The organism is Variovorax sp. 01N425 (assembly GCF_056399465.1).
This window is the reverse complement of the sequence record NZ_JBFTRJ010000016.1, coordinates 95,469-120,898: the sequence shown is the minus strand read 5'-3', so window position 1 is coordinate 120,898 and position 25,430 is coordinate 95,469. Positions and strand designations below refer to the sequence as shown.

23 protein-coding genes and 1 riboswitch are annotated in these 25,430 nt (G+C 68.7%); of the genes, 11 read left to right on the top strand and 12 right to left on the bottom strand.

Annotated elements, in window-relative coordinates; genetic code table 11:
• Nucleotides 1–26: 26 nt before the first annotated feature.
• From AC1DSC_RS25930 to gabT, 7 genes are all read right to left on the bottom strand, one after another.
• On the bottom strand, nt 27–1,499 hold the full coding sequence (locus AC1DSC_RS25930; protein ID WP_436288068.1) for an NAD-dependent succinate-semialdehyde dehydrogenase: 1,473 nt from the start codon (nt 1,497–1,499) through the stop codon (nt 27–29).
• Between the two features lie 353 nt (nt 1,500–1,852).
• On the bottom strand, nt 1,853–2,809 hold the full coding sequence (gene speB, locus AC1DSC_RS25925) for an agmatinase (RefSeq protein ID WP_436288067.1): 957 nt from the start codon (nt 2,807–2,809) through the stop codon (nt 1,853–1,855).
• A gap of 15 nt (nt 2,810–2,824) precedes the next feature.
• Entirely contained in the window at nt 2,825–3,643 is an 819-nt protein-coding gene (locus AC1DSC_RS25920) for an ABC transporter permease (protein WP_436288066.1), read from the bottom strand.
• Between the two features lie 22 nt (nt 3,644–3,665).
• On the bottom strand, nt 3,666–4,910 hold the full coding sequence (locus AC1DSC_RS25915) for an ABC transporter permease (RefSeq protein WP_436288065.1): 1,245 nt from the start codon (nt 4,908–4,910) through the stop codon (nt 3,666–3,668).
• 31 nt (nt 4,911–4,941) lie between these two features.
• Complete coding sequence (locus tag AC1DSC_RS25910; protein WP_015867458.1) at nt 4,942–5,970, bottom strand: ABC transporter substrate-binding protein; 1,029 nt, start codon at nt 5,968–5,970, stop codon at nt 4,942–4,944.
• A 52-nt stretch (nt 5,971–6,022) separates the two neighbouring features.
• A complete protein-coding gene (locus tag AC1DSC_RS25905; protein ID WP_436288064.1) occupies nt 6,023–7,117 on the bottom strand; it encodes an ABC transporter ATP-binding protein in 1,095 nt (364 codons plus the stop codon).
• A 23-nt stretch (nt 7,118–7,140) separates the two neighbouring features.
• On the bottom strand, nt 7,141–8,433 hold the full coding sequence (gabT, locus tag AC1DSC_RS25900) for a 4-aminobutyrate--2-oxoglutarate transaminase (protein WP_018906175.1): 1,293 nt from the start codon (nt 8,431–8,433) through the stop codon (nt 7,141–7,143).
• Nucleotides 8,434–8,596: 163 nt separating this feature from the next.
• On the opposite strand from gabT, the gene AC1DSC_RS25895 reads away from it, so the two are divergent.
• The 4 genes from AC1DSC_RS25895 (at nt 8,597) to AC1DSC_RS25880 (ending at nt 13,353) form a co-directional block, all read left to right on the top strand.
• The gene (locus AC1DSC_RS25895; RefSeq protein WP_278874478.1) at nt 8,597–10,006 is read left to right on the top strand and encodes an aminotransferase-like domain-containing protein; all 1,410 of its coding nucleotides are present in this window, start codon (nt 8,597–8,599) and stop codon (nt 10,004–10,006) included.
• Nucleotides 10,007–10,169: 163 nt separating this feature from the next.
• Nucleotides 10,170–11,219, top strand: a complete 1,050-nt coding sequence (locus AC1DSC_RS25890; RefSeq protein ID WP_436288063.1) for an ornithine cyclodeaminase — start codon at nt 10,170–10,172, stop codon at nt 11,217–11,219.
• A gap of 8 nt (nt 11,220–11,227) precedes the next feature.
• Nucleotides 11,228–12,277: a histone deacetylase family protein gene (locus AC1DSC_RS25885; RefSeq protein WP_436288062.1), complete on the top strand. Its 1,050-nt coding sequence runs from the start codon at nt 11,228–11,230 to the stop codon at nt 12,275–12,277.
• A 101-nt stretch (nt 12,278–12,378) separates the two neighbouring features.
• Complete coding sequence (locus AC1DSC_RS25880; protein WP_436044856.1) at nt 12,379–13,353, top strand: tripartite tricarboxylate transporter substrate binding protein; 975 nt, start codon at nt 12,379–12,381, stop codon at nt 13,351–13,353.
• Nucleotides 13,354–13,384: 31 nt separating this feature from the next.
• Here the strand turns inward: AC1DSC_RS25880 and AC1DSC_RS25875 are convergent, their stop codons facing one another.
• Nucleotides 13,385–14,212, bottom strand: a complete 828-nt coding sequence (locus AC1DSC_RS25875; RefSeq protein WP_436288061.1) for an HAD-IIB family hydrolase — start codon at nt 14,210–14,212, stop codon at nt 13,385–13,387.
• Between the two features lie 100 nt (nt 14,213–14,312).
• On the opposite strand from AC1DSC_RS25875, the gene AC1DSC_RS25870 reads away from it, so the two are divergent.
• The 3 genes from AC1DSC_RS25870 to AC1DSC_RS25860 all read left to right on the top strand — a co-directional run bounded on the left by AC1DSC_RS25870 (nt 14,313) and on the right by AC1DSC_RS25860 (nt 17,286).
• Nucleotides 14,313–15,308: an ABC transporter ATP-binding protein gene (locus tag AC1DSC_RS25870; RefSeq protein WP_369663639.1), complete on the top strand. Its 996-nt coding sequence runs from the start codon at nt 14,313–14,315 to the stop codon at nt 15,306–15,308.
• Nucleotides 15,305–16,147 carry an ABC transporter permease gene (locus AC1DSC_RS25865; RefSeq protein ID WP_436288060.1) on the top strand — a complete coding sequence of 281 codons (843 nt, stop codon included), beginning with the start codon at nt 15,305–15,307 and terminating at the stop codon, nt 16,145–16,147. Before AC1DSC_RS25870 ends, AC1DSC_RS25865 begins: the two co-directional genes overlap by 4 nt.
• A gap of 335 nt (nt 16,148–16,482) precedes the next feature.
• Nucleotides 16,483–17,286, top strand: coding sequence for an ABC transporter permease (locus tag AC1DSC_RS25860; protein WP_436288059.1), 804 nt, complete (start codon nt 16,483–16,485; stop codon nt 17,284–17,286).
• Between the two features lie 6 nt (nt 17,287–17,292).
• Here AC1DSC_RS25860 and AC1DSC_RS25855 read toward each other — a convergent pair whose 3' ends face one another.
• The 3 genes from AC1DSC_RS25855 to AC1DSC_RS25845 form a co-directional block, all read right to left on the bottom strand.
• Nucleotides 17,293–18,921: a peptide chain release factor 3 gene (locus tag AC1DSC_RS25855; RefSeq protein ID WP_436288058.1), complete on the bottom strand. Its 1,629-nt coding sequence runs from the start codon at nt 18,919–18,921 to the stop codon at nt 17,293–17,295.
• Between the two features lie 77 nt (nt 18,922–18,998).
• Nucleotides 18,999–19,490, bottom strand: coding sequence for a TIGR01841 family phasin (phaP, locus tag AC1DSC_RS25850; RefSeq protein WP_015867446.1), 492 nt, complete (start codon nt 19,488–19,490; stop codon nt 18,999–19,001).
• Between the two features lie 135 nt (nt 19,491–19,625).
• Nucleotides 19,626–20,273: a hypothetical protein gene (locus AC1DSC_RS25845; protein WP_015867445.1), complete on the bottom strand. Its 648-nt coding sequence runs from the start codon at nt 20,271–20,273 to the stop codon at nt 19,626–19,628.
• A gap of 117 nt (nt 20,274–20,390) precedes the next feature.
• A riboswitch (S-adenosyl-L-homocysteine riboswitch) is annotated at nt 20,391–20,459 on the top strand.
• 66 nt (nt 20,460–20,525) lie between these two features.
• On the opposite strand from AC1DSC_RS25845, the gene ahcY reads away from it, so the two are divergent.
• The 4 genes from ahcY (at nt 20,526) to AC1DSC_RS25825 (ending at nt 24,279) form a co-directional block, all read left to right on the top strand.
• Complete coding sequence (gene ahcY / locus AC1DSC_RS25840) at nt 20,526–21,965, top strand: adenosylhomocysteinase (RefSeq protein WP_062367181.1); 1,440 nt, start codon at nt 20,526–20,528, stop codon at nt 21,963–21,965.
• Nucleotides 21,965–22,756: a TlyA family RNA methyltransferase gene (locus AC1DSC_RS25835; RefSeq protein WP_015867443.1), complete on the top strand. Its 792-nt coding sequence runs from the start codon at nt 21,965–21,967 to the stop codon at nt 22,754–22,756. The genes ahcY and AC1DSC_RS25835 overlap by 1 nt, the downstream gene beginning before the upstream one ends.
• A 9-nt stretch (nt 22,757–22,765) precedes the next feature.
• The gene (metF, locus tag AC1DSC_RS25830) at nt 22,766–23,590 is read left to right on the top strand and encodes a methylenetetrahydrofolate reductase [NAD(P)H] (protein WP_018906181.1); all 825 of its coding nucleotides are present in this window, start codon (nt 22,766–22,768) and stop codon (nt 23,588–23,590) included.
• Between the two features lie 89 nt (nt 23,591–23,679).
• Complete coding sequence (locus tag AC1DSC_RS25825; protein ID WP_015867441.1) at nt 23,680–24,279, top strand: septal ring lytic transglycosylase RlpA family protein; 600 nt, start codon at nt 23,680–23,682, stop codon at nt 24,277–24,279.
• 21 nt (nt 24,280–24,300) lie between these two features.
• On the opposite strand, the gene AC1DSC_RS25820 is transcribed toward AC1DSC_RS25825, so the two are convergent.
• Nucleotides 24,301–25,251 carry a 23S rRNA (adenine(2030)-N(6))-methyltransferase RlmJ gene (locus AC1DSC_RS25820; RefSeq protein WP_436288057.1) on the bottom strand — a complete coding sequence of 317 codons (951 nt, stop codon included), beginning with the start codon at nt 25,249–25,251 and terminating at the stop codon, nt 24,301–24,303.
• Between the last annotated feature and the right edge of the window lie 179 nt (nt 25,252–25,430).

Genomic DNA, 25,430 nt, shown 5'->3' with positions numbered 1-25,430 from the left:
GCGCTGCCCCCGCCCAGCCTGGTTTCCTATTTCTGGATATCGCCCAGGCAGAGGTACTTGATCTCGACGTAGTCGTCCATGCCGTGGTGCGAGCCTTCGCGTCCCAGGCCCGACTGCTTCACGCCGCCGAAGGGCACATGCTCGGTGGCGATCACGCCGGCGTTGATGCCCACCATGCCGTATTCCAGCGCTTCCGCCACGCGGAAGATCCGGCCCACGTCGCGGGTGTAGAAGTAGCTCGCGAGGCCGAACTCGGTGTTGTTCGCCGCATCGATGCCGTCCTGCTCGGTCTTGAAGCGGAACACCGGCGCGAACGGCCCGAAGGTTTCTTCGCGCGCGCACAGCATGTCGGCGGTGGCGTCGGCAATCACGGTGGGCTCGAAGAACTGGCCCTGCATCCTGTGGCCGCCCGCCAGCACCTTGCCGCCCTTGGCAACCGCGTCGGCCACATGGCGCTGCACCTTGTCGATGGCCGCGTCCTCGATCAGCGGGCCCTGCACCACGCCATCTTCAAAGCCGTTGCCGACCTTGAGCGCCTTGACCCTGGCCGCGAACTTCTGGACGAAGGCGTCGTAGATGCCTTCCTGCACATACAGCCGGTTCGCGCACACGCAGGTCTGGCCGGCGTTGCGGTACTTGCTGGCCATGGCACCCTCGACCGCCGAATCCACATCCGCATCGTCGAACACCAGGAAGGGCGCGTTGCCGCCCAGCTCGAGCGACAGCTTCTTGACCGTCGGCGCGCACTGGCTCATGAGGATGCGGCCCACTTCGGTGGAGCCCGTGAAGCTCAGGTGGCGCACGACGCCGCTCTCGCACAGCTCCTTGCCGATCGCGATGCTGTTGCCACTGTCGGCCGTGAGCACGTTGAGAACGCCCGCCGGAATGCCGGCGCGCATGGCCAGTTCGGCGGCGGCCAGCGCGGTGAGCGGCGTGAGCTCGGCCGGCTTGATGACCACCGTGCAGCCCGCGGCCAGCGCCGGCGCCACCTTGCGCGTGATCATGGCGAGCGGAAAATTCCACGGCGTGATCGCCGCGCACACGCCGATGGGCTGCTTCATCACAAGCAGGCGGCGGTTGTTGTCGAACTGCGGCAGCACCTCGCCGTTCACGCGCTTGGCTTCCTCGGCAAACCACTCGACGAAGCTCGCGCCGTAGACGACCTCGCCCTTGGCCTCGGCAAAGGGCTTGCCCTGCTCGGCGGTCATCAGGCGGCCGAGGTCTTCGGTGTTGGCGATGAGCAGGTCGAACCACCTGCGCAGCACGATGCTGCGCTCCTTGCCGGTCTTGCCGCGCCAGGCGGCCAGCGCCTTGTCGGCGGCGGCAATGGCGCGTGCGGCGTCCGCACGCGTGAGGTTGGCCACGTCGACCAGCTTCTGTCCTGTGGCAGGGTCGTTCACATCGAAGCGGCTCTTGCCTTGAATCCATTCGCCGGCGATCAGCGCGTCGGTCTTGAGCAGGGTGGGGTCGTTCAGCAATGCGAGAGGAGATGTTTTCATGGTCGATGGTCTCGGTTTTGTTTTGCGATCTGTTGGGTTGAAGAGTCTTGTTTGGTGAGGCTGCTGCTGTTCAGGGCGCGCTCCCGCCGACGGGGTACCTTGCTCCGCGAATGTCCCCCGGCCTTCGGCCTCCTCCTTGATTTCGCTGCGCAAGGCACCCCATCAGCGGGAGCGTTGGACAGAGCACTGGTTGATCAGCGGTACACCAGCAGCGTGCCCAGTGCAAAGGGCATCGGGTGCTCCCCGCAGCGAAATAAAGGAGGAGGGGCGCAGCCCCGGGGGACATTCGCGGAGGGGAGTACCCGGTGGCCTTTGCACGCGCCCTGAAAACAGCAGCGTCCACGCAAAGCCCCTCACCGATAAGGCACCCCAGGCAGCACACACAACATCTCATACAGAAGATTGGCCCCGAGCAGCGCGGTGTTCCCGCTGACGTCGTAGGGCGGACTCACCTCCACCAGATCGGCCCCGACGACGTTCAAGCCCCGGCAGCCGCGCACGATCTCCAGCGCCTGCGGCACGGTGAGTCCGCCGATCTCGGGCGTGCCCGTACCGCCGGCAAACGAAGGATCGATGCCGTCGATGTCGAAGCTGATGTAGACCGGATGCGCCGGCCCGATGCGCTCGCGCACCTGCGTCATCAGCGGCGCCAGCGACTGGTACCAGACCTCGTGCGCCTGCACCACCGTGAAGCCCTGCTGGCGCGGCCAGTCGAAATCGTCCGCCGCGTAGCCGGTGCCGCGCAGGCCGATCTGCCAGACCTTGTCGCAGGCCAGCAGGCCTTCCTCGACCGCGCGCCGGAACGGCGTGCCGTGGGCAATGCGCTCGCCGAACATGTCGTCGTTTACGTCCGCATGCGCATCCACATGCACCAGCGCGACCGGGCCATGCTTGCGCGCCAATGCGCGCAGGATCGGCAACGCGATGGTGTGGTCGCCGCCGAGCGTCAGCGGCGCGCAGCCGGCGGCCAGCACCGCGCCGTAGAAGTCCGAGATGATGTCGATCGATTTTTCGAGCGAATAGGTGTTGATCGGCACGTCGCCCAGGTCGGCCACGTTCAGCTGGTCGAAAGGCGCCGCGCCGGTGGCCATGTTGTAGGGCCGCAGCAATGCCGATTCGGCGCGGATCTGGCGCGGCCCGAAGCGCGCGCCCGGCCGGTTGGAGGTGCCGATGTCCAGCGGCACGCCGATGAAGGCCGCGTCCAGCCCCTCAGGCGAAGTTGCGGACGGCAGCCGCATCATCGTGCCGGGACCGGCGAAGCGCGGCATCGTGTTGCCGCCGAGCGGCTGGTTCGGTGTGGCGTTGGGCATCGTGCGTGTGCGGGTTCAGCGCCGCCGGCCGCGCAGCCATTCGAGCGCGAGCAGCAGCGTGGTGGTGAAGACGATCAGCAGCGTTGCCACGGCGGCGATGGTGGGCGAGATGTTCTCGCGGATGCCGGTGAACATCTGGCGCGGCAAGGTCACCTGATCGGGCCCCGCGAGGAACAAGGTGACCACCACTTCGTCGAACGAGGTGGCAAAGGCGAACAGCGCGCCCGAGATCACGCCCGGCGCAATCACCGGCAGCGTGACGCGCATGAAGGTCCTGAGCGGTGTCTCGCCCAGGCTCAGCGATGCGCGCACCAGGTTGTGGTTGAAGCCGGCCAGGGTGGCCAGCACGGTGGTCAGCACAAAGGGCGCACCCAGCGCCGCATGCACCACGATCAGCCCGATGTAGGTGTCGGCCAGCCCGAGCGGCGCGAAGTAGAGATACGTGGCGACGCCCACCACCACGATCGGCACCACCATGGGCGAGATCAGCACGCTCATGAGCAGGCCCTTGAAGGCGAAGCTCGTGCGCGACAGCCCCACCGCCGCCAGCGTGCCCAGCACGGTGGCCAGCACCGTGGCGGCCGGCGCAACGATGAAGCTGTTGCGTGCCGCGCGCCCCCACTCGGGCGAATCGAAGAGGTTGCGGTACCACTGCAGCGACCAGCCCCGGATCGGATAGGCCAGGAACGAGCTGTCGGAGAACGACAGCGGAATCACCACCAGGATCGGCGCCAGCAGAAAGGCCAGCACCGCGATGCAGCCCGCGCGCACCGCCCACCAGCCGAGCTTGTCGGCGAAGGTGGCATAGGCCGGGAATTGGGGAAGCTTGAACATGCTCGTGTGTCCTTCGTGCCGCTCAGCCGAGGCTCAGCTCGGCCTTGCCGATGCGGCGGTACACGGCATACAGCACCAGCGTGGCGGCGAGCAGCACGGCGCCCAGCGCGCAGGCCATGCCCCAGTTGATTTCCACGTTGGTGTAGCGCGCGATGTAGTAGCTCAGCATCTGGTCGTCCGCGCCGCCGAGCAGCGCCGGCGTCACGTAGTAGCCGATGGCCAGGATGAACACCAGCAGCGCGCCGGCGCCGATGCCCGGATAGGTCTGCGGCACGTACACGCGGAAGAAGGCCGCCAGCGGCGAGCTGCCCAGCGAGACGGCCGCGCGCAGGTAGGTGGGCGGCACGCTCTTCATCACGCTGTAGAGCGGCAGGATCATGAAGGGCAGCAGGATGTGCGCCATCGCGATGATCACGCCGGTGCGGTTGAACAGCAGCGCCAGCGGATGGTCGATCAGGCCGATGCCCATCAGGCCGCGGTTGACCAGCCCCTCGGACTGCAGCAGCACGATCCAGGCCGCCACGCGCACCAGGATGGAGGTCCAGAACGGCACCAGCACCAGGATCATCAGCACGTTGGCCTTGCGCGCCGGCAGCGTCGACAGCCACCAGGCCAGCGGATAGGCCAGCAGCAGGCAGAAGAAAGTGACCACCGCGCTGATGTTGAAGGTGCGCAGCAGGATGCCGGCAAAGGCGCGCTGGTCGGCGGGCATGCGCTCCACCTCGCCGGCCACGTTGCGCCGCAGGTCGACCGAGGCGAGCAGGTAGTCGGGCGTCCAGCGCGAACCGTTCTTGGCAATCGCCTGCCAGAACGGCAGCTCGCCCCAGCGCGGATCGATCTCCAGCATGCGCGCCTTGACCTCGTCCGGCGTACCGGCGATCGGCAATGCCCGGAAGGTGCCCATCACCAGCGAGCGGGCGCCTGCGATCTCGGTGTTGAGGCGGCGCGCCAGGGCGCCCGCGTCGGAGCTGTCGGGCAGCTGGGCGAGGTCGGCCGCGATGGCGGCATAGGCCGCGGGCGCGGGCGCCTCCTTGCGGTTCCAGCCGTCGAGCGCGCGCACGGTGCGCGGCAGTGCGTTGGCGACCTCGGGGTTCTCGACCGCGCGCTGCAGCAGCGCCACGATCGGCACCAGCAGCGTCAGCAGCAAAAACACCAGGAGCGGCGCCGTGAGCGCAAAGGCGCGCCACTTGCGGCGCGACTCGGCGCGCGCCAGCGCACGCCGGAGCTCGCCCGGCGGCGCCTCTGCGAAGGCCTGGGGGACAGGCATTGCCGCTTGCATGGCCTCTTGCCTTGCGCGCTTACTGCGTGGCCCAGGACGCGAAGCGCTTCTCGAGCGCCTCGCCCTGGTCGGCCCAGAAGCCGACGTTGAACTGCAGCGCGTCCTTGGCGTTGGTGGCCGAGGTCGGCAGGTCGGCCAGCACCTTGGGGCTGAGCGAGGCCAGTGCCTTGGTGTTGGTGGGGCCGTAGGCGATGTTCTGCGCATAGACCGACTGGTTGGCCGGCTGCATCGCGAACTGGATGTACTTGAGCGAGGCCTCCTTGTTCGGCGCGCCCTTCGGGATCACCAGGTAGTCGAGGTCGTAGATGCCGCCGGGCCAGTAGATCTTGAGGTCGCGGCCTTCGCGGTTGGCCGCGTCGATGCGGCCGTTGTACACGGTGGTCAGCACCACGTCGCCGGCCACCAGGAACTGCGGCGGCTGTGCGCCGGCTTCCCACCACTGGATGTTGGGCTTGAGTTCGGTGAGCTTCTTGAACGCGCGCTCGGCGCCGTCCTTGGTGGCCAGCACCTTGTAGACATCGGCCGGCTTCACGCCGTCGGCCATGAGCGCGAATTCGAGGTTGTAGCGCGCGCCCTTGCGCATGCCGCGCTTGCCGGGGATCTTCTTCACGTCCCAGAAATCGGCCCAGCTGGTGGGCGCGGTCTTGAGCTTCTCGCCGTTGTAGGCCATCACGGTCGACCACACGAACAGGCCCACGCCGCAGTCGGTGACCGCGGCCGGCAGGAAGTCGGCCTTGCTGCCGATCTTGGAATAGTCGAGCTTCTCGAACAGGCCTTCGTCGCAGCCGCGCGCCGCGTCGGGCGACTCGACCTCGACCACGTCCCAGGTGACCTTCTTGGTCTCGACCATGGCCTTGATCTTGGCCTGCTCGCCGTTGTATTCGACCGGGATGATCTTGGTGCCGGTCTTTTCGTAGGGCTCGTAGTAGGCCTTCTTCTGGGCGTTGGCGTTGGCACCGCCGAAGTTGACCACGGTGAGCTGCTGCTGGGCCAAGGCCGGCAGCGCGAAACCGGCGGCGGCGATGCAGGCGAGAAGGGTCTTTTTCATGATGGGAATCTTCCTGGGTGATGAAAGGAAACGGGGGAACAACGAGCCGGATTCAGTGGGCATAGATGCGCGCATGCGCCATCGGGAATTCGAGCACCACCGCTTCGCCGGCCTGCGGTGCGGCGGTGCCGCCCGCGCCGTCGAGCGGCAGCTTCACGGTGGCGTCGGCCTGGCCGTCGCCCACGCTGCACAGCAGCCGCAGGTGGTCGCCGAAGTAGATGACGCGCGACACCTGGGCGGCGAGCATGTTGGCGCCCTGTGCGGCCGGGCCGCGGTGCAGCACCACGCGCTCGGGGCGGATGCAGGCCTCCACAGCCGCGCCCGCGGCCGCACCGCCGACGTTGAGCCCGTGCAGCACGCGGCCGTCGGGCAGCGTCATCTCGGCGCGCTCGCCGCCGCGGCCCAGCTGGCCCTTGAGCACCGTGCTGTCGCCGACGAAGCCGGCCACGAAGCGGTTGGACGGCGTTTCGTACAGCCCGTCGACCGTGTCCAGCTGCTGGATCACGCCCTCGTTGAACACCGCGACGCGGTCGCTCATGGTGAGCGCCTCGCCCTGGTCGTGCGTCACGTAGACGAAGGTCACGCCCAGCTGTCGGTGCAGGTCCTTGAGCTCGAGCTGCATGTGCTCGCGCAGCTGCTTGTCGAGCGCGCCGAGCGGCTCGTCCATCAGCACCAGCTGGGGCTCGAACACCAGCGCGCGCGCCAGCGCCACGCGCTGCTGCTGGCCGCCCGACAGCTGGCCGGGCAGGCGGTCGGTCATGCCGCGCAGCTGCACCATGTCGAGCGCGCGCTGCACGCGGCGCTGCTGCTCGGCCTTGGGCACCTTGCGCACGGTCAGTGGATAGGCCACGTTCTGCCCCACGCTCAGGTGCGGAAACAGCGCGTAGTTCTGGAACACCATGCCGAAGTTCCGCTTGTGCGGCGGCGTGCCGGTGATCGGCTTGCCGTCGAGCAGGATCTCGCCCGAGGTCGGCGACTCGAAGCCCGCCAGCATCATCAGCGTGGTGGTCTTGCCCGAACCCGAAGGGCCGAGCAGGCTCAGGAACTCGCCGCGGTGGATGTCCAGGTCGAGCTGGCGCACCACCAGGTGCTCGCCGTCGTAGGTCTTCTGGACACGCTGGAAGCGCACCAAGGGTTCTGCTGTCATGGAAGATTTCAGGAAAAGGTCGGTCAGCGCAGCGCGGCGAAGCTGTCCGCGAGAAGCGCCAGGCCTTCGTCCACAAGCAAGTCGGATGCCGTGAGCGGCACCAGCACGCGAATTACATTGCCATAGGTGCCGCATGACAGCAGGATTAACCCGCGCCGCGCCGCCTCCGCGACCACCCGGCGGGTCAGCCCGGCGTCAGGCCGCGCGGTGTCGCCGTCTTCGAACAGCTCGATCGCCACCATGGCGCCGAGCCCGCGCACGTCGCCGATGGCCGGCACCCCGGCCGCGATGCGGCGCAACCCGGCCGTGAGCCGCTCGCCCAGCGCCCGGCTGCGCGCCAGCAACTGCTCGTCGTCGAACACCTTGAGCACCGCGAGCGCCGCGGCGCAGCCGATGGGACTGCCCGCATAGGTGCCGCCCAGGCCGCCAGGCGCGGGCGCATCCATCACCTCGGCGCGGCCCACCACGCCGGAGATCGGGAAGCCGCCCGCCATCGACTTGGCGGTGGTGATCAGGTCCGGCGCCACGGGCCACTGCTCGCTCGCAAACCAGGTGCCGGTACGCCCGGCGCCGGTCTGCACCTCGTCGGCGATGATCAGGATGCCGTGGCGGTCCGCCAGCGCGCGCAGGCCCTCGACGAAGTCGTTGGGCGCCACATAGAAGCCGCCCTCGCCCTGCACCGGCTCCAGGATGAAGGCCGCCACGCGCTCGGGCTCGATGTCGTTCTTGAACAGCAGCTCGACCGAATGCAGTGCATCGTCCACGCTCACGCCGTGCAGCGCGTTCGGGTACAGCGCATGGAACACCTCGCCCGGGAACGGGCCGAAGCCGAGCTTGTAGGGCGCCACCTTGCCGGTCAGGCCGAGCGTCATCATGGTGCGGCCGTGGTAGCCGCCGTTGAAGGCAATGACGCCGGGCCGACGGGTGTGGGCGCGGGCGATCTTGACCGCGTTCTCGACCGCCTCGGCGCCGGTGCTCAGGAAGATCGACTTCTTCGCGAAATTGCCCGGCGCCAGCGCGTTCAGGCGCTCGGCCAGCTCCACGTAGGGCTCGTAGGCCAGCACCTGGAAGCAGGTGTGCGAATAAAGATCGACCTGCGCCTTCACGGCGGCGCTGATCTCCGGATGGCAGTGGCCGGTGTTGAGCACCGCGATGCCGCCGGCAAAGTCGATGTAGCGTCGCCCCTCGACGTCCCAGACTTCCGCGTTGGCGGCGCGGCTGACGAAGATCTCATGGGCCTGGCCAACGCCGCGGGCCACGGCCGCATTGCGGCGGGCCATGAGGGCGGCATTGCTGAGGTGGGGTTCGCGTTGCATGGGTGCGGCCTGTGCTTTGAAGAAGGAATGCCGGCACTCTAGGTCCCACGAATCGATCCAGCCATGTACACCGGAAGTGATCGCCCGGAAGACTGTACTGGTCTTGTATCCTGTACATACTTTCCTCAATATGGTGCAGGCCGGACTGCTGCAGACGCCCCCGATGCTCATTCTTCGCCCCGAACAGCCGACGCCGCTGGTCAGCCAGATCGTGGAAGGGTTGCGCGGACTGATCGGCTCCCAGAAGCTCAAGGCCGACAGCAAGCTGCCGTCGATCCGCGCCTTTGCCGCGGCCCACGGCGTCAGCGTGTTCACGGTGGTCGAGGCCTACGACCGGCTGGTGGCGCAGGGCCTCCTGGTCTCGCGCGCCAACGCCGGCTTCTTCGTCAAGCGGCGCATCGAGGACAGCGCCGCCGGCGCGGCCAGTGCGCCCCGCCCGGACCCCCGCTTCGACGCCCGCTGGTACCTGCAGCAGATCTTCGAGAACCGCAACCTGCCGCTCAAGCCCGGCTGCGGCTGGCTGCCGCACGACTGGCTGTTCGAGGACGGCATGCGCCGGAGCCTTCGCCACCTGGCCTCCGAAGGCGCCGACATCGGCGGCTACGGCCTGCCCTTCGGCCACATGGCGCTGCGCATGGCGACGGCCGAGGCGCTCTCGGAGCAGCAGATCGTGGTCGACGCCGCGCAGGTGCTGCTGACCCAGGGTTCCAGCCAGGCGCTGGACCTGGTGGCGCGCCGCCTGCTCAAGCCGGGCGATTCGGTACTGGTGGACGACCCGGGTTATCCGAACCTGATGTTCATGCTCCGCTTCCTGGGCGTGGAGATCGTCGGCGTGCCGCGCATCCCCACGGGCTACGACATGCCGGCGCTGGAGGCGCTGCTCGCGGCGCATCGACCCAAGGCCTTCTTCACCCAGCCCCGGCTGCAGAGCCCGACCTGCTCGATGGCCTCGCTGCCGCAGCTGGTGCAACTGCTGCAGCTCGCGCAGGCGCATGACTTCACGCTGGTCGAGAACGACATCTATGCCGAGATGGACGCCTCGATGCGCCCCTCGCTCGCCAGCCTGGGACAGCTGCGCCGCGTGGTCTACGTGGGCAGCTACTCGAAGACCATCTCGCCCAACATCCGCGTCGGCTACGTGGTCGCCCGGCCGGAGCTGCTCGAAGAGCTGGCGCAGCTCAAGATGATCTCGGGCCTGACCTCGTCCGACATCACCGAGCGGCTGGCCTTCGGCATCGTGACCGACGGCCGCTGGCGCAAGCACCTCAAGTCGCTGCGCGAACGCCTCGCGCAGGCGCAGGGCAGCGTCGCGCGGCGGCTGGACGGGCTGGGCTTCGAGCTGTTCCACGAAGCCGCGGCCGGCATGTACCTGTGGGCCCGGCACCCGGACATTGCCGACAGCGCCGAGCTCTCGCGCCGCGCCGCGGCCGAAGGCATCATGCTCGGCCCGGGCCAGCTGTTCCTGGTCAACCCGCATCCGACAGGCTGGCTGCGCTTCAACGTGGCCTTCAGCGAGGACGAGCGGCTCTGGCGCTTCCTGGAGCGCAGCATCGAAGAGCACAGGCACGACTGAAGCCGTGCTTCCGGCAGGGCTCCGGCGGGGGCTCGCCATGGCCTGCAAGCAGGCGCACAATGGCTGCAACCCCTGGCGCAGGCGCATCCTGGATCAGCCATGGTGGAGTGAGAACACTTGAAGGAATGGAGCGCCGCGTCCGGGCTACGCAAGGAGCCGCGCCATGACCCGCTTCATCGATGTTCACAGCCTGGTTCGCCTGGTGGACGAAACCGGCGTTCCGCAATTCCTCAAGGCCCTGGCCGACGCGCTGCGCGACGACTTCATGCGCTGGCGCGAGTTCGACAAGAAGGCGCGCGTGGCCAGCCACTCGCACCTGGGCGTGATCGAGCTGATGCCGGTGGCCGACGACGGCGCCTATGCCTTCAAGTACGTCAACGGCCATCCGCACAACACGGCCGTGGGGCTGCCCACGGTCATGGCCTTCGGCGTGCTGGCCGAGGTCGACACCGGCTACCCCGTGCTGCTGTCCGAGCTCACGCTCACCACCGCGCTGCGCACCGCCGCCACTTCGGCCATGGCGGCGCAGGCGCTGGCGCGGCCCGGCTCGCGCAGCATGGCGCTGATCGGCAACGGCTCGCAGAGCGAGTTCCAGGCGCTGGCCTTCCATGCGCTGCTGGGTATCGAGGAGGTGCGCGTGTTCGACATCGATCCGCGCGCCACCGACAAGCTGGTGCGCCACCTGTCGGCCTGCACGCCGCTCGAGGTGGTGCGCGCGCCGTCGATCGCCGATGCGGTGCGCGGCGCCGACATCGTGACCACGGTCACGGCGCATCAGGGCCACGCGGTCGTGCTTTCGCCCGGAATGATCGAGCCGGGCATGCACATCAATGCGGTGGGCGGCGATTCCCCCGGCAAGACCGAGCTGCATCCCGACGTGCTGCGCCTCGCGCGCGTGTTCGTCGAGTACGAAGCCCAGACCCGCATCGAGGGCGAGATCCAGCAGCTGCCGGCCGACTTTCCGGTGCACGAGCTCTGGAAGGTGCTGCTCGGCAGCGTGCCCGGGCGCGAGAGTGCCGAGCAGGTCACGGTGTTCGACTCGGTCGGCTTTGCGCTGGAGGACTACACGGCGCTGCGCTACATCCACCAGCTGTCGCTGGAGCGCGGCATCGGCCAGCAGATCGCGCTGGTGCCCGAACTCGACGACCCGAAGGACCTGTTCGGGCTGACGGCGTCCGGCCGGCGCCGGGCGGTGCTGCGGCGTGCGGCATGATGGGCGGCATGCTCACCATCTACAACGACCGGCACGCGCTGCACCAGGGCAAAGTCGAGATGTTCCGCGGCGAACTGGTGCCGTGCTTCGAGGTGCCCGCCCGCGTCGACCATGTGAAACATGAACTGGAGCGCCGCGGCCTGGGCCCGCTGCAGGTGCCCGATGCCTTCGACGAGGCGCTGCTGGCCAGGGTGCACGCGCCGCGCTACCTGGACTTCATTGCGCATGCCTGGGACGAGTGGGTGGCGCTCGATCCGTCGAACGCATCGCGCGATGCGCTGCCTTCGTACTGGCCCACGCGCGGCATGCGCACCGACGTGCTGCCGAAGAGCTTTCCTGCGCGCATGGGGCTGTTCTCCTTCGACGCGGGCACGCCGCTCATGGCCGGCAGCTGGGCCGCCGCGCGCCACGGCGCCGCCTGCGCCTGGACCGCGGCGCAGCGCGTCGCCGGCGGCGAGCGCGCTGCCTTCGCGCTCACGCGGCCGCCCGGCCACCATGCGGGCGCCGATTTCTTCGGCGGCTACTGCTTCGTCAACAACGCCGCCGTGGCCGCGCAGGCGCTGCGCGATGCAGGCGTGGAGCGGGTGGCGGTGCTCGACGTGGACTACCACCACGGCAACGGCACGCAGGCCATCTTCTACGAGCGCAGCGACGTGCATTTCGCGAGCCTGCATGGCGATCCGCTGACCGACTACCCCTACTACCTGGGCCATGCCGACGAGCGCGGCGCGGGCGCCGGGCTCGGCTTCAACCACAACCTGCCGCTCGCGCGCGGCACCGGCTTCGCCGCATGGCGCGCGGCGCTGAAGGCCGCGCTCGACGGCATTGCCGTGGTGCGCGCGGGCGCGCTGGTGGTGTCGCTTGGCGTCGACACCTTCGAAGGCGACCCGGTCGCGGGCTTTCGGCTGCGGAGCGACGACTACCTGCGCATGGGCGAAGACCTGGCGCGCGCCGGCCTGCCCACGGTGTTCGTGTTCGAGGGCGGCTATGCGGTGGCCGAGGTGGGTGTCAACGCAGTCAACGTGCTGCAGGGTTTCGAGCAGCAGGCCGCGGGCTGAGCCGCAGGCGACAGCAGTCGGGTGAGCACCGATTGCCGCCGCGCCAAGGGCAGGGCCCAATGCGCCCTTTGCTTTTTTTCCCGTTCCAGGAACCCGCCACCATGCCCCGCCGATCCCTTTTCCGTGCCGCCACGCTTGCCGCAGCCTGCGGGCTTCTTCTTTCTCCGCTGGCGGCGCTCGCGCAGGCCTTTCCCTCCAAGCCGGTCAAGCTGGTCATCGCCTTCCCCGCGGGCGGGCCCACCGACATCACGATGCGCCAGCTGGCCGACAACGCCAGCAAGATCCTCGGCCAGCCCGTCATCATCGACAACAAGCCCGGCGCCGGCGGCACCCTGCCTGCGCAGGCGCTGCAGACCGCGCAGCCCGACGGCTACACCGTCGCGCAGATCCCGCTCGGCGTGTTCCGCCTCGGCTACACCACCAAGATCAACTGGGATCCGCTCAAGGACATCAGCTACGTGCTCAACGTCACGGGCTATGCCTTCGGCATCGTGGTGCCGGCCGACAGCCCGTTCAAGACCTGGGCCGACTTCGTCGCCTACGCCAAGGCCAACCCCGGCAGGCTCACCTACGGCTCCACCGGCAACCTCACGAGCCCACACCTCACGACCGAGATCATTGCGCAGAAGGCCGGCATCCAGCTGCAGCACGTGCCCTACAAGGGCAGCGCCGACCTGATGCTCGCGGTGGTCAGCGGCCAGCTGATGGCCGCCGCCGACAGCACCGGCTTTGCGCCGCAGGTGGAGGCCGGCAAGCTGCGCGTGCTCAACACCTGGGGCGAGAAGCGCCTCGCCAAGTTCCCCGACGCCCCGACGCTGAAGGAGCTGGGCTACGACATCGTGCAGAACTCGCCCTTCGGCATCGGCGCCCCCAAGGGCACGCCGCCCGAGGTCGTGAAGAAGCTGCACGACGCCTTCAAGCAGGCGATGGAAGAGCCGAGCTACGTGGCCTCGCTGGGCCGCTACGACATGCTGCCCAACTACATGAGCTCGGCGGCCTACACCAAGTTTGCACAGGACACCGTGGTGCGCGAGAAGGCGGTGATCGAGAAGCTGGGGCTGGCGAAGGAGAAGTGAGCCGGCTTGCAGGGATGGCGCGACGGGCCGGTCAGCGCGCCGACAGCACCGCGCGCGCCGCCTCGGCAAAGCCCGCGCCGCGCTCGCCCTCGGTCACGTAGCGCGGCAGGTGCTCCAGCTGCGGCACGAAGCGCGCGACGTTTGCCACGCCGATGCTGCTCGCGAAGGTGCGGAACATGAGCTGGTCGTTGGTGGAGTCGCCCACGTAGGCCCAGCGGTCGAGTTCGTCGTCGAGCGTGCGGCCCCAGAGCTCGCGCACGATCCAGCGTGCGCCTTCGAGCTTGTCGTTGTCGCCGTACCAGCCGTTGATGTGGATGCTGCTCACGGTGGCGTGCATGCCTTCGCTGCGCATCAGCGCGACGACCTGTGCGATGGTTTCTTCGCCCAGCTGCACGAACTCGCTGTGGTCGATGGCGATGTCGGTCTCGCGGCCCGGTGAATCGGTGGCGCGCTGCGCGCCCGGGATCTCGCGCTCGATGCGCGCCAGCACGGCCTGCATGCGCTCGAAGTTGGCGGTGCGCGTGGGCGCATCCTGCATGTAGCGCTTCTCGATCCTGCCATCGGCCGCGGGCAGCAGCGCCACCGCGCCGTTCTCCGCCACGATCGCATCGACCGGCCAGGTGTTGACGAAGGGCAGGCTCCAGCCGACGGGCCGGCCCGTGATCGCCACGATGGCAAGGCCCGCGGCCTTGAGAGCGCCGAGGGCCTGCAGTGCATCGGGCGTGATCGCGCCCTCGGTGGTGAGCGTGTCGTCGATGTCGGTGAACACGCCGGCGAGCGCACGGCGCGTGGGCGCGGCCCAGCGGTCCAGCGGCAGCAGGTGGGTGGGCGAGGGCGGAAGGGAAGTCGGCGAGGGCATGGCGGGCGGGCAATCTCTGCAGAGCCCGTGATCGTACCGGCGGTTTCGTGTAGCATCCCGCCCCCGCCGCGCGTTCACGCCGGCGCGGCGCTTTTTTTCCATGCCCCACATCCTCGTCGACCAACTCCTCAAGAGCTACCGCATCTCCGAGCGCGACCCGGGCGTGATGGGCGCGCTGCGCGGCCTCGTGCGCCGCCGCCACCGCACGGTGCAGGCGCTGTCGGGCGTGTCGTTCTCGCTCGAGCGCGGCGAGCTGCTGGGCTTCATAGGGCCGAACGGCGCGGGCAAGTCGACCACCATCAAGATTCTCTCGGGCATCCTGCGGGCCGACGGCGGGCGCGTGGAGATCGACGGACGCGATCCCTTCGCGGACCGCGAGCGCCACGTGGCGCGCATCGGCGTGGTCTTCGGCCAGCGCACGCAGCTGTGGTGGGACCTGCCGGTAGGCGACGGCTTCGACCTGCTGCGCGACATCTATCGCGTCGAGCCGGCGCGCTATCGGCGCACGCGCGACGAACTGGTCGCGCTGCTGCACCTGGAGCGCGTGCTCGGCCAACCGGTGCGGCAGCTCTCGCTGGGCCAGCGCATGCGCGCAGAGATCGCGGCGGCGCTGCTGCACGAGCCGGACATCCTGTTTCTCGACGAGCCGACCATCGGCCTCGACGCGCCCTCGAAGCTCGCGGTGCGCGACTTCGTGCGCCGCGCCAACCGCGAGCGCGGCACCACCGTGCTGCTGACCACGCACGACATGCACGACATCGAGGCGCTGGCCGAGCGCGTGATCGTCATCGGCCATGGCCGCGTGCTGGCCGACAGCCCGGTCGAGGCGCTGCGCGCGCAGGTGATGGCCGAGCGCCGGCTGGTGGTCGACTTTGCGCAGGACGCGGCGCTGCCCGACCAGGTGCCCGGCGCCACGGTGCACGCGCGCAACGGCCAGACGCTGGTGCTCGACTTCGATCCCGCGCTGACCTCCGCCCCCGCGCTGATCGCACGCATCGCAGCCGAACACGCGGTGGAAGACATCCGCCTCGAAGGCATGGCCATCGAGGCCGTGATCGCGCGCTTCTATGCCATGCACGGAGCGGCCGAAGCGTGAGCCCGCGCGAGCTGCTGCGCCCCTATGCCGCGGCCTTCGTGTCGCGCTTCATGCAGATGCTGCAGTACCGCACGGCGGCGCTCGCCGGCTTTGCCACGCAGTGCTGGTGGGGCGGCATCAAGGTGATGGTGTTCGCGGCGTTCTACGGCGGCAGCGCCGTTGCAGGCGCAGCGCCCCCGATGTCGCTCGCTCAGGCCGTCAGCTACACCTGGATCGCGCAAGGCCTGCTGGTGCTGCTGCCCTGGCTCGGCGACCCGGAGGTGGCGCAGGCCGTGCGCACCGGCGCGGTCGCCTACGACCGTTTGCGGCCGGTGGATGCGTACGCGCTGTGGTTCGCGCGCAGCGCCGGCTGGATCGCGGCGCGGCTGTTGCCGCGCGTGGCGCTGATGGCGGCCTTCGCGGCGGTCGCGCTACCGCTGGCGGGGCTCGGCGAGTGGGCCTGGCAGCCGCCCGCGAATGCGGTGGCCGGCCTGGCGTTCCTGCTGTCGATCGGGCTCGCGCTGCTGCTGTCCACCGCGATGGTGATGCTGCTCAACGTGGCGGCCACGGCGGCGCTCAACGAGCGCGGCATCAGCGCGGTGGCCACTCCCGTGGTCATCGTGTTCTCGGGCAACCTGCTGCCGCTGGCGCTGTTGCCCGACGCCTGGCAAGCCGCGCTGCTGGTGCAGCCGCTGGCGGGGCTGTTCGACATTCCGGCGCGGCTGTACTTCGGGCAGCTGAGCGGCTGGCATGCCATGGGTGCGTTGGGGCTGCAGTGCTTCTGGATCGCTCTGCTGGTCGCGTTCGGGCGCCTGGCAATGGGGCGCACGATGCGCAGTCTGCAGGTGCAAGGTGGCTAGGGTGACTTGCTGTTCCTTCACGATGTGTCGTTGTTCGGGGCGCGCTCCCGCCGACGGGGTACCTTGCTCCGCGAATGTCCCCCGGCCTGCGGCCTCCTCCTTTATTTCGCTGCGCAAGGCACCCCATCGACGGGAGCGTTATGCGGAGCAGTCGTTGATCAGCGATGCACACCGAGCGTGCCCCAGTGCACAGGGCATCGGGTGCTCCCCGCAGCGAAATCAAGGAGGAGCCCGAAGGGCGGGGGACATTCGCGGAGGGGAGTACCCGGTGGCCTGTGCACGCGCCCTGAACAAGAACAGCAGCGCAAAAAACACAACCAGCGGAAGCCACTGAAATGGGTTCGCTCCCTCTTTTTTTCCGCCTCATGGCCGCCTCGATCAGCGGCCAGGCGAGATACCCCGTCTCGGCCCTGCTGCTGACCCTGGGCCAGTTCCTCGGCACAGGCATCGAGGTGGTTGCCGTCTGGGCGCTGTTCCATCGCTTCGGCGAAGTGCAGGGCTGGGCCATCGGCGAGGTGGCGCTGTTCTACGGTCTGGTCAACTGCATGTTCGCGATTGCCGACGCGCTGGGGCGCGGCTTCGACGTGCTCGGCACCGAGTTCCTGCGCACCGGCACCTTCGACCGGCTGCTGCTGCGCCCGCGCCCGCTGGCGCTGCAGCTCATGGGGCACGACGTGCGCATCAGCCGCCTGGGCCGGCTGCTGCAGGGCCTGAGCGTGCTGGTGTTCGCGACCGTCCAGGCCCACATCGCGTGGACCCCCGGGGCAGTGGCCATCTTCCTGTTCGCGCTGGCCGGTGGCATCGCGCTCTTCCTCGGCATCCTGGTGCTGCAGGGCACGCTGTCATTCTGGACCGTCGAGAGCCTGGAGATCGCCAACGTGCTCACCTACGGTGGCGTGCAGGCGGCGCAGTACCCGCTGGCGCTCTATGCGCAGTGGTTCCGGCGCGTGCTGACCTTCATCGTACCGCTGGCCTGCGTGGCGTACTACCCGGCGCTCGTGATCCTCGGCAAGCCGGATCCGCTGGGCGCGCCCGCCTGGGTGGGCATGGTGTCGCCGCTCGCAGGCTTCGCGTTCCTCGCGGCGGCTTTCGGCGCATGGCGCATCGGGCTGCGCCACTACGCCTCGACGGGAAGCTGAGCCCCTTCAGCCCGCGTTCTGCAGCGCCAGCCCCGCGTGCTCCCGCAGCGGATGGAAATGGATCTTCGGAAAGCGCTCCTGCGCCAGCCGCACGTCGTAGGGCGAAGTGCACAGGAAGGCCAGCGTATCGGCCGCGTCCTTGGCCATGCGCTGCGGGTACGCGTTGACGAACTCGCGCAGCTCGGCCGGCGAATCGGCGGTGATCCAGCGTGCGCCGGTGTACTGGCAGCCTTCGAGCCGCACGTCGGCGTCGTACTCGGCCTTCAGGCGGTGCTGCACCACCTCGAACTGCAGCTGCCCGACGGCGCCCAGCAGCATCGGCCCGCCGATCTCGGGGCGGAACACTTGAATGGCGCCTTCCTCTCCGAGCTGGGCCAGGCCCTGCTGCAGCTGCTTGGTGCGCAGCGGGTTCTTCAGGATCACCGTCATGAACAGCTCGGGCGCAAAGAAGGGCAGGCCGGTGAACTGCAGGCTCGCGCCGTCGGTGATGGTGTCGCCCAGCTGCACGCCGCCATGCGTGGTGAAGCCCACGATGTCGCCGGCGTAGGCCTCTTCGACCGCCTCGCGGCGCTGGCTCATGAAGGTCACGACGCTGGTGGGCCGCAGCTCCTTCGACGTGCGCTGCACCTTGAGCTTCATGCCCGGCGTGTACTTGCCCGAGGCCATGCGCACGAAGGCGATGCGGTCGCGGTGATTGGCGTCCATGTTGGCCTGCACCTTGAACACCACGCCCGCGAAGTCCCGGTCCTCGGGCTGGATCTCCTTCACCACGGGCTGGCGGTTGACCATCGTGGTGCTGGTGCGCGACTGCGGGGAGGGCGCAAGGTCGACCAGCGCATCGAGCACCTCCATCACGCCGAAGTTGTTCACGCCCGAGCCGAAGAACACCGGCGTCTGCTTGCCGCCCAGGAAGGCCTCGCGGTCCCAGCTGGGCGAGGCGCCGGTGGCCAGTTCCATGCTGTCCATGGCGGATTCGAAATCGGCGCCGAAGCGCTTGGTGAGCGTGTCGCGCTCCGTGAGCGCGATGGTCTCGAAGTCGTGCGGCAGCCGCTCGCTGCCCGACTCGAACACCGTCATCGTCTGCGTGCGCAGGTTCATGATCCCGCGGAAGCTCTTGCCCTGGCCGACCGGCCAGGTCATCGGCACGCACGGCATGCCGAGCTCGCGCTCCACTTCGTCGAGGATGTCGAGCGGCTCGCGCACTTCGCGGTCCATCTTGTTGACGAAGGTGATGATGGGCGTGTCGCGCTGGCGGCAGACCTCGATCAGCCGGCGCGTCTGCGCCTCCACGCCGTTGGCCGCGTCGATCACCATCAGGGCCGAGTCGACCGCCGTGAGCACGCGGTAGGTGTCTTCCGAGAAGTCCTTGTGGCCGGGCGTGTCGAGCAGGTTGATCACGTGGTCGCGGTACAGCATCTGCATGACCGACGAAGCCACCGAAATGCCGCGCTGCTTCTCGATTTCCATCCAGTCGGAGGTGGCGTGGCGCGAGGCCTTGCGCGCCTTCACCGAACCGGCGATCTGGATCGCGCCCGAGAACAGCAGCAGCTTCTCGGTCAGCGTGGTCTTGCCGGCGTCGGGGTGGGAAATGATCGCGAAGGTGCGACGGCGGCGAGTTTCGGAGAGAAAAGACAAGATGGGGCAATCTGCGGGGGGATGGCCCGATTTTAGAAGGCAGCCCCGAGCCGCCTGCCCGACCCGCCGAAAACGCCTTACTTGCGCTGCAGCAGCTTCGTCACTTCATCCACATTGGCCTGGATCCGCTGGCGCACCAGCTCGAACGCATCGGCCTGCGACTTGGCGGCCAGGTTGGCCAGCTCCTTGATGTCGTCGATGGCGCGCTGGAACGACTGGCGGCCGAGCTCGTCGAGCTTGGCGAGGTTGGCCTTGGCATCCTTGCCGGGCATTTCCTTGGCGGCCGTCTGCCATTCGGCGATGGCGCTCTTGATCATCTCGGTCTGCCGCTGCACCACGGTCTGCAGGCCCTGGTAGGACTTCTGGTTCGCCTGCATCAGCGCCTGGAGGTCCTTTTGCCCGCTCTCGAGCAGCTTGCTCGCGCCACCGGTCAGGTTGAGGTCCTGCAGGCGGTCGGTCATGGCCTTGAGATTCTTCATGGGGTCGAGCATGTCGGCGGCGTCGGGAGCCGCCCGGGTGCTGCTGCTGGCGGTGGTCTTCTTCGCGGCGGCTTTCTTGGCAGTGGCCATGGTGCGGTATCTCCTGTGTCGGGTAAGGAACGGGTGAATGGCAAGGACCGGCGGGCCGGGCCTCGCCACGATACGCCGCGACAGCCCGCCCGCGGCGCCGCGGCGGCAGGATTTGCCTGCGGGATTTCCCTTGGGCTACATCGGCGGCGCGAAGCCGTTGCGCCCGGCGGTGACGCGCAGCGCCGTGGGCACGCCGTTCCTTTCCTGCGCATTGACCAGCACCTTGGCGCCGGGCACCAGCAGCGCCTCGGTGCCGGGGCGGAAGGTCACGACCGGCACGTCGGGCGGCACGATGACGGTTTTTTCGCCGCCCTTGTAGGTCAGCCGCAGCTGCTGCCCGCCGCGCACGGTTTTCGGCGCCGCGGCCAGGTCGGCCACGGTGGCGTTGGTCATGGTGCTCTGCGGCAGCAGGTCCCAGGGGCGGTGGCCTTCGCCGGTGCCGCGCGCGGCCTCGGGGAACACCACCACCTCGAGCGCCTTCTGTGTGCCGTCGGCCTGCGGCATGGCGGCGGTGCCGATGAAGCTGCCCTGCCTGATGTCGGACAGCTTGATCGGGTAGACCTCCGACACGGCCATGTCGGCCGGCCGCGCCAGGCTGACGACCTCGCCGCCGCGGTCCTGGACCACGAGGGCCTTGGCGTCGACGCGCACGATGGTGCCGCGGATGCGCACCGGATCGGAGGCGGCCTGCGCAGAGGCCGGGACCGGCGCGCCGGCGGCAAGAAGAAGGAAGGCGGCCGAGGCCAGCAGGGCAGGGGCAGTGGAGAGTCTGGACAAGCGCATGGGTGGAACTTCCGGGATTGGGGTCAAGTCAATGTACGCCCCGGATGCGAATTGCGCTTTCCGGCATGTGGGATGCCCCGGCGATTGGCTCGCCTTGGCGCCCCGTCTACAATCCGCGGTTCCGAGGAGCGTTGCAGCGCCGCCAGGCGTGAGGCTCGGACCACATCGCAACCACGCTCACCCGCTGTTCTCGCGGTGAGTCTTTTCCCCGAACGCAGTGGCACCTTTCAAACTAGCTTTGTTGGAGTTCTCATGAGCGCTGTTCTCAAGCCCACCCCCGTTTCCACCGCCGACCAGGCGATTGCCGACCTTTCCCTGGCCGCCTGGGGCCGCAAGGAAATCAAGATCGCGGAAACCGAAATGCCCGGCCTGATGGCCATCCGCGAGGAATTCTCGAAGGCGCAGCCGCTCAAGGGCGCGCGCATCACGGGCTCGCTGCACATGACGATCCAGACGGCCGTGCTGATCGAGACGCTGCAGGCGCTCGGCGCCACCGTGCGCTGGGCCTCGTGCAACATCTTCTCGACGCAGGACCATGCCGCCGCCGCGATTGCCGCCGCCGGCACGCCGGTGTTCGCGATCAAGGGCGAGTCGCTGAAGGACTACTGGGACTACACCCACGCCATCTTCGATTTCGGCCCCAAGGGTTCGCAGGGCGAAGGCCCCAACATGATCCTGGACGACGGCGGCGACGCCACGCTGCTGATGCACCTGGGCCAGCGCGCCGAGAAGGACCTGGGCGTGCTCGCCAAGCCCACCAGCGAGGAAGAACGCATCCTCTACGCCGCCATCAAGGCCAAGCTGGCGGTCGATCCGACCTGGTACACCCGCAAGTCGGCCGAGATCATCGGCGTGACCGAGGAAACGACCACCGGCGTGCACCGCCTGAACGAGATGAGCGCCAAGGGCACGCTGCTGTTCCGCGCCATCAACGTGAACGACTCGGTCACCAAGAGCAAGTTCGACAATCTCTACGGCTGCCGCGAATCGCTGGTGGACGGCATCAAGCGCGCGACCGACGTGATGATCGCCGGCAAGGTGGCCTGCGTGGCCGGCTACGGCGACGTGGGCAAGGGCTCGGCCCAGGCGCTGCGCGCGCTGAGCGCGCAAGTGTGGGTGACCGAAATCGACCCCATCAACGCGCTGCAGGCCGCGATGGAAGGCTACAAGGTCGTCACCATGGAATATGCCGCCGACAAGGCCGACATCTTCGTGACCACCACGGGCAATAAGGACGTCATCACGCACGACACCATGGTCAAGATGAAGGACCAGGCCATCGTCTGCAACATCGGCCACTTCGACAACGAGATCGATGTTGCATCGATCGAGAAGTACGAGTGGGAAGAGATCAAGCCGCAGGTCGACCACATCACCTTCCCCGACGGCAAGAAGATCATCCTCCTGGCCAAGGGCCGCCTCGTGAACCTGGGCTGCGGCACGGGCCATCCGAGCTTCGTGATGTCGTCGTCGTTCGCCAACCAGACCATCGCCCAGATCGAGCTCTTCACCAAGCCCGACGCCTACCAGGCCGGCAAGGTCTACGTGCTGCCCAAGCACCTCGACGAGAAGGTCGCGCGCCTGCACCTGAAGAAGGTCGGCGCGATGCTGACCGAGCTGACGGACGAGCAGGCCGCCTACATCGGCGTGAGCAAGAACGGCCCCTACAAGCCGGACACGTACCGGTACTGATGCGCGCCGACCAATTGCTGGTGGAGCGTGGCCTGGCCGCGTCGCGTTCGCAGGCCGTGCGGCTGATTGCCGGCGGCATGCGCTGGCGCGATGCGGGCAGCGCGGACGCGTGGCGCTCGGTGGTGAAGAACCGCGACGAGGTGCCCGAGTCCGCCGAGGTCGAGCTCGACGACGCGGCCGAGGCGCGCTACGTCTCGCGCGGCGGGCTCAAGCTCGAAGGCGCGCTGGCGGCGAGCGGCGTCAGCGCCGCCGGCAAGCTGTGCCTCGACGTGGGCCAGTCGACCGGCGGCTTCACCGACTGCCTGCTGCAAGCCGGCGCGGCCAAGGTGGTGGGCGTCGACGTCGGCCACGGGCAGCTGCATCCGAAGCTGCGCGAGGACGAGCGCGTGGTGGCCATCGAAGGCGTCAATGCGCGTGCGTTGTCGCCGGACGACCTGCAGGAAGAAGAAGGCGAAGCGCCTTCCGACCTGCGCTTCGACCTGATCGTCGGCGACCTGTCGTTCATCTCGCTCACGCTGGTGCTGCCGGCCGTGGTGCCGTTCCTGGCCGGCGACGGCCAGCTGCTGATGCTCGTCAAGCCGCAGTTCGAGCTGCAGCCGGGACAGGTCGGCAAGGGCGGCATCGTGCGCGACGCGTCGATGTACGCGGTGGTCGAGAAGCGGCTGCGCGACGCCTGCGAGGCGCTCGGGCTGCGCGTGCTGCGGTGGTTCGACAGCCCCATTGCGGGCGGCGACGGCAACCGCGAGTTTTTCATTCACGCCGTTCGCGCGGACACTGCGAACGGTTCCTAGGAGACGCAGGTGCGCCTTCCATTGAGTTTCGAGTTCTTTCCGACCAAGACGCCCGAAGGCGCGGTCAAGCTGCGCGCGGTGCGCCAGCAGCTGTATGCGCGCAAGCCCGAGTTCTGCTCGGTGACCTACGGCGCGGGCGGCTCCACGCACCAGGGCACTTTCGGCGCGGTGCAGGAGATCCTGTCCGAGGGTGTCGATGCCGCCAGCCACTTCTCGTGCATCGGCGCCACGCGCGCCACCGTGCGCGAGCAGTTGGCCGAGCTCAAGGCGATGGGCGTGAAGCGCCTGGTCGCCCTTCGCGGCGACCTGCCGAGCGGCTACGGCATCGGCGGCGAGTTCCAGTACGCGAGCGACCTCGTGGCCTTCATCCGCGAGGAGACCGGGCGCGACTTCCACATCGAGGTGGCCTGCTACCCCGAGGTGCATCCGCAGGCACGCTCGCCTGAGGCCGACCTGCAGGCCTTCGCCGCCAAGGTGAAGGCCGGCGCCGACTCGGCGATCACGCAGTATTTCTTCAGTCCCGAGGCGTACTTCCGCTTTGTCGACGACAGCCGCAAGCTCGGGCTCGACCTGCCGATCGTGCCGGGCATCATGCCGATCACCAGCTCGACGCAGCTCATGCGCTTCTCGGATGCCTGCGGCGCCGAGATCCCGCGCTGGATCCGCCTGCGGCTGCAGGGCTTCGGCGACGACACGGCCTCCATCAAGGCCTTCGGACTCGACGTGGTGACCGACCTGTGCGCGCGCCTGCAGGGTGGAGGCGCACCGGCGCTGCACTTCTACACGATGAACCAGTCGGCGGCCACGCTGGCTGTACTGGAGCGCCTCGGTTGAAGGGGTGGCGTCCTGGAGCAGGCCATCGGCTGCTCGCTTCGCTTCGCATTGCGCTGGTCGCGGCCACCTGCGTGCTGGCCGGCTGCGCCATGCCGCCGGCCACCGAGGGCGGGCCGGCCGACAAGGAGGACGCCAAGCTGCTGCCCCTGCCGCGCAAGCTGGCGGTGCCGCCGGGCGCCCCGGCCCGCTCGAGCGTGCCTTCGGTGCGCTACGACCTCGCGGTATCGGGAATTGGCGAGGCCGACGACGGCGTGCCCGGGGACAGCGGCCCGCGCGAGATCTTCGAGCGCGGCGGGGCCTCGTGGTACGGCATCCAGTTCCACCAGCGCAAGACCGCGAGCGGCGAGCGCTTCGACATGATGGCCATGACGGCAGCCCACAAGACCTTGCCGTTCAATACCCGCGTCTGCGTGCGCAGCCTCGTCAACGGCAGCGAGGTGCTGGTGCGCATCACCGACCGGGGGCCCTATGCGCAGGGCCGCATCATCGACCTGAGCCGCGGCGCGGCCGAGCGCATCGGGCTGATCGGGCTCGGCATCAAGCAGGTGGCGCTGACGATCATCGACCGCGAAGGCATGCGCTGCGGCGGCTCCGAGGTGGAGGAAGACGTGGCGCAGGCCCAGGCGCCGGCGGCTGCGCCCGCACCCGCGCGCCGCCAGGTGAAAGTGCCACAGCGCCGCCGCCGCTGAAGCAGCGAAAGACCGCCGGGACTAGCCGCCCGCGTCGAGCGAGAAGGTGGCGTTCCGGTCCTGCGCCAGCCACTCCGCCAGCTGGGGCAGCGCGGCCGCAAGCAGCGGCTTCAGCGTGTAGGGCGGGTTGATCAGGAACATGCCGCTGGCCGGCAGGCCCGGACGCTGGGTTTCACCGGTGGGCGTGGTGGTCAGCTTGCTCGACTTGACCGTGAGCGTGGCGTGCAGCCAGGGCTTGCCGGCCTTGGTGGCCAGGGTCTTGAGCCGGCGCGGCAGGTCGTGCGCCTCGGGGCGCGGGATGATCGGATACCAGATGGCGTAGGTGCCGGTGGCAAAGCGCTTGAGCGCCTCGGCCGCGAAGTCGAGCACGCGGCCGTAGTCGCTCTTGATCTCGTAGCTCGGGTCCATCAGCACCAGCGCGCGGCGCGAGGGCGGCGGCAGGAACTTGGTGGCGCTGCCGAAGCCGTCCTCGCGCAGCACCGCGATCTGCCGGCCCGCCTCGAGCTGGGCGATGTTGGCGTCCAGCGTGCGGGCATCGGTGGGGTGCAGCTCGAACAGCTTGAGCTTGTCGTGGTCGCGCAGCAGGTGCTGCACGATGAAAGGCGAACCCGGATAGATGCGGGCGCCGCCCTTGGGGTTGAAGTCGTGGATCACGCTCAGGTAGCGCGCAATCGCATCGGCCAGGGGCGCCTCGGCTTCGGGGGCGGCCTTCTTGGCGGCGGATTTGGCGGCAGGAGCCGGGGCGGCAGGTGCTTTCTTGTCCGCCAGCAGGCGCAGCACGCCTTCGGCGGCCTCGCCGCTGGTGCCGGCGTAGTCGCCGTCCAGGCGGTACAGGCCGGCGCCGGCGTGGGTGTCGACCACGGTCAGAGCTGCCTCTTTTTCGAGCAGGTGGTCGAGCGTGGCAATCAGCACCGTGTGCTTGAGCACGTCGGCGTGGTTGCCGGCGTGGAAGGCGTGGCGGTAACTGAACATGGGGTCGATGGTAACGGCTTGGACGGCCGCTGGGCCCAAATTTGCCCCGATTGGCCGATTCTTCGTATAATCGCGGGCTTCGCAGCGTTTTTGTAGCCCCGCGGCGGAGACACATTACCGCCCTGCGGGCATGTGCAAACCCACCTAAGAGATTCCCGTCAGAGGAACGCCGACCGTGG

Bases quoted from the DNA above. Each gene is read 5' to 3' on its own strand.
- AC1DSC_RS25930 (WP_436288068.1), bottom strand. From the start codon at position 1,499: ATGAAAACATCTCCTCTCGCATTGCTGAACGACCCCACCCTGCTCAAG.
- speB (WP_436288067.1), bottom strand. From the start codon at position 2,809: ATGCCCAACGCCACACCGAACCAGCCGCTCGGCGGCAACACGATGCCG.
- AC1DSC_RS25920 (WP_436288066.1), bottom strand. From the start codon at position 3,643: ATGTTCAAGCTTCCCCAATTCCCGGCCTATGCCACCTTCGCCGACAAG.
- AC1DSC_RS25915 (WP_436288065.1), bottom strand. From the start codon at position 4,910: ATGCCTGTCCCCCAGGCCTTCGCAGAGGCGCCGCCGGGCGAGCTCCGG.
- AC1DSC_RS25910 (WP_015867458.1), bottom strand. From the start codon at position 5,970: ATGAAAAAGACCCTTCTCGCCTGCATCGCCGCCGCCGGTTTCGCGCTG.
- AC1DSC_RS25905 (WP_436288064.1), bottom strand. From the start codon at position 7,117: ATGACAGCAGAACCCTTGGTGCGCTTCCAGCGTGTCCAGAAGACCTAC.
- gabT (WP_018906175.1), bottom strand. From the start codon at position 8,433: ATGCAACGCGAACCCCACCTCAGCAATGCCGCCCTCATGGCCCGCCGC.
- AC1DSC_RS25895 (WP_278874478.1), top strand. From the start codon at position 8,597: ATGCTCATTCTTCGCCCCGAACAGCCGACGCCGCTGGTCAGCCAGATC.
- AC1DSC_RS25890 (WP_436288063.1), top strand. From the start codon at position 10,170: ATGACCCGCTTCATCGATGTTCACAGCCTGGTTCGCCTGGTGGACGAA.
- AC1DSC_RS25885 (WP_436288062.1), top strand. From the start codon at position 11,228: ATGCTCACCATCTACAACGACCGGCACGCGCTGCACCAGGGCAAAGTC.
- AC1DSC_RS25880 (WP_436044856.1), top strand. From the start codon at position 12,379: ATGCCCCGCCGATCCCTTTTCCGTGCCGCCACGCTTGCCGCAGCCTGC.
- AC1DSC_RS25875 (WP_436288061.1), bottom strand. From the start codon at position 14,212: ATGCCCTCGCCGACTTCCCTTCCGCCCTCGCCCACCCACCTGCTGCCG.
- AC1DSC_RS25870 (WP_369663639.1), top strand. From the start codon at position 14,313: ATGCCCCACATCCTCGTCGACCAACTCCTCAAGAGCTACCGCATCTCC.
- AC1DSC_RS25860 (WP_436288059.1), top strand. From the start codon at position 16,483: ATGGGTTCGCTCCCTCTTTTTTTCCGCCTCATGGCCGCCTCGATCAGC.
- phaP (WP_015867446.1), bottom strand. From the start codon at position 19,490: ATGGCCACTGCCAAGAAAGCCGCCGCGAAGAAGACCACCGCCAGCAGC.
- AC1DSC_RS25845 (WP_015867445.1), bottom strand. From the start codon at position 20,273: ATGCGCTTGTCCAGACTCTCCACTGCCCCTGCCCTGCTGGCCTCGGCC.
- ahcY (WP_062367181.1), top strand. From the start codon at position 20,526: ATGAGCGCTGTTCTCAAGCCCACCCCCGTTTCCACCGCCGACCAGGCG.
- AC1DSC_RS25835 (WP_015867443.1), top strand. From the start codon at position 21,965: ATGCGCGCCGACCAATTGCTGGTGGAGCGTGGCCTGGCCGCGTCGCGT.
- AC1DSC_RS25825 (WP_015867441.1), top strand. From the start codon at position 23,680: ATGCCGCCGGCCACCGAGGGCGGGCCGGCCGACAAGGAGGACGCCAAG.
- AC1DSC_RS25820 (WP_436288057.1), bottom strand. From the start codon at position 25,251: ATGTTCAGTTACCGCCACGCCTTCCACGCCGGCAACCACGCCGACGTG.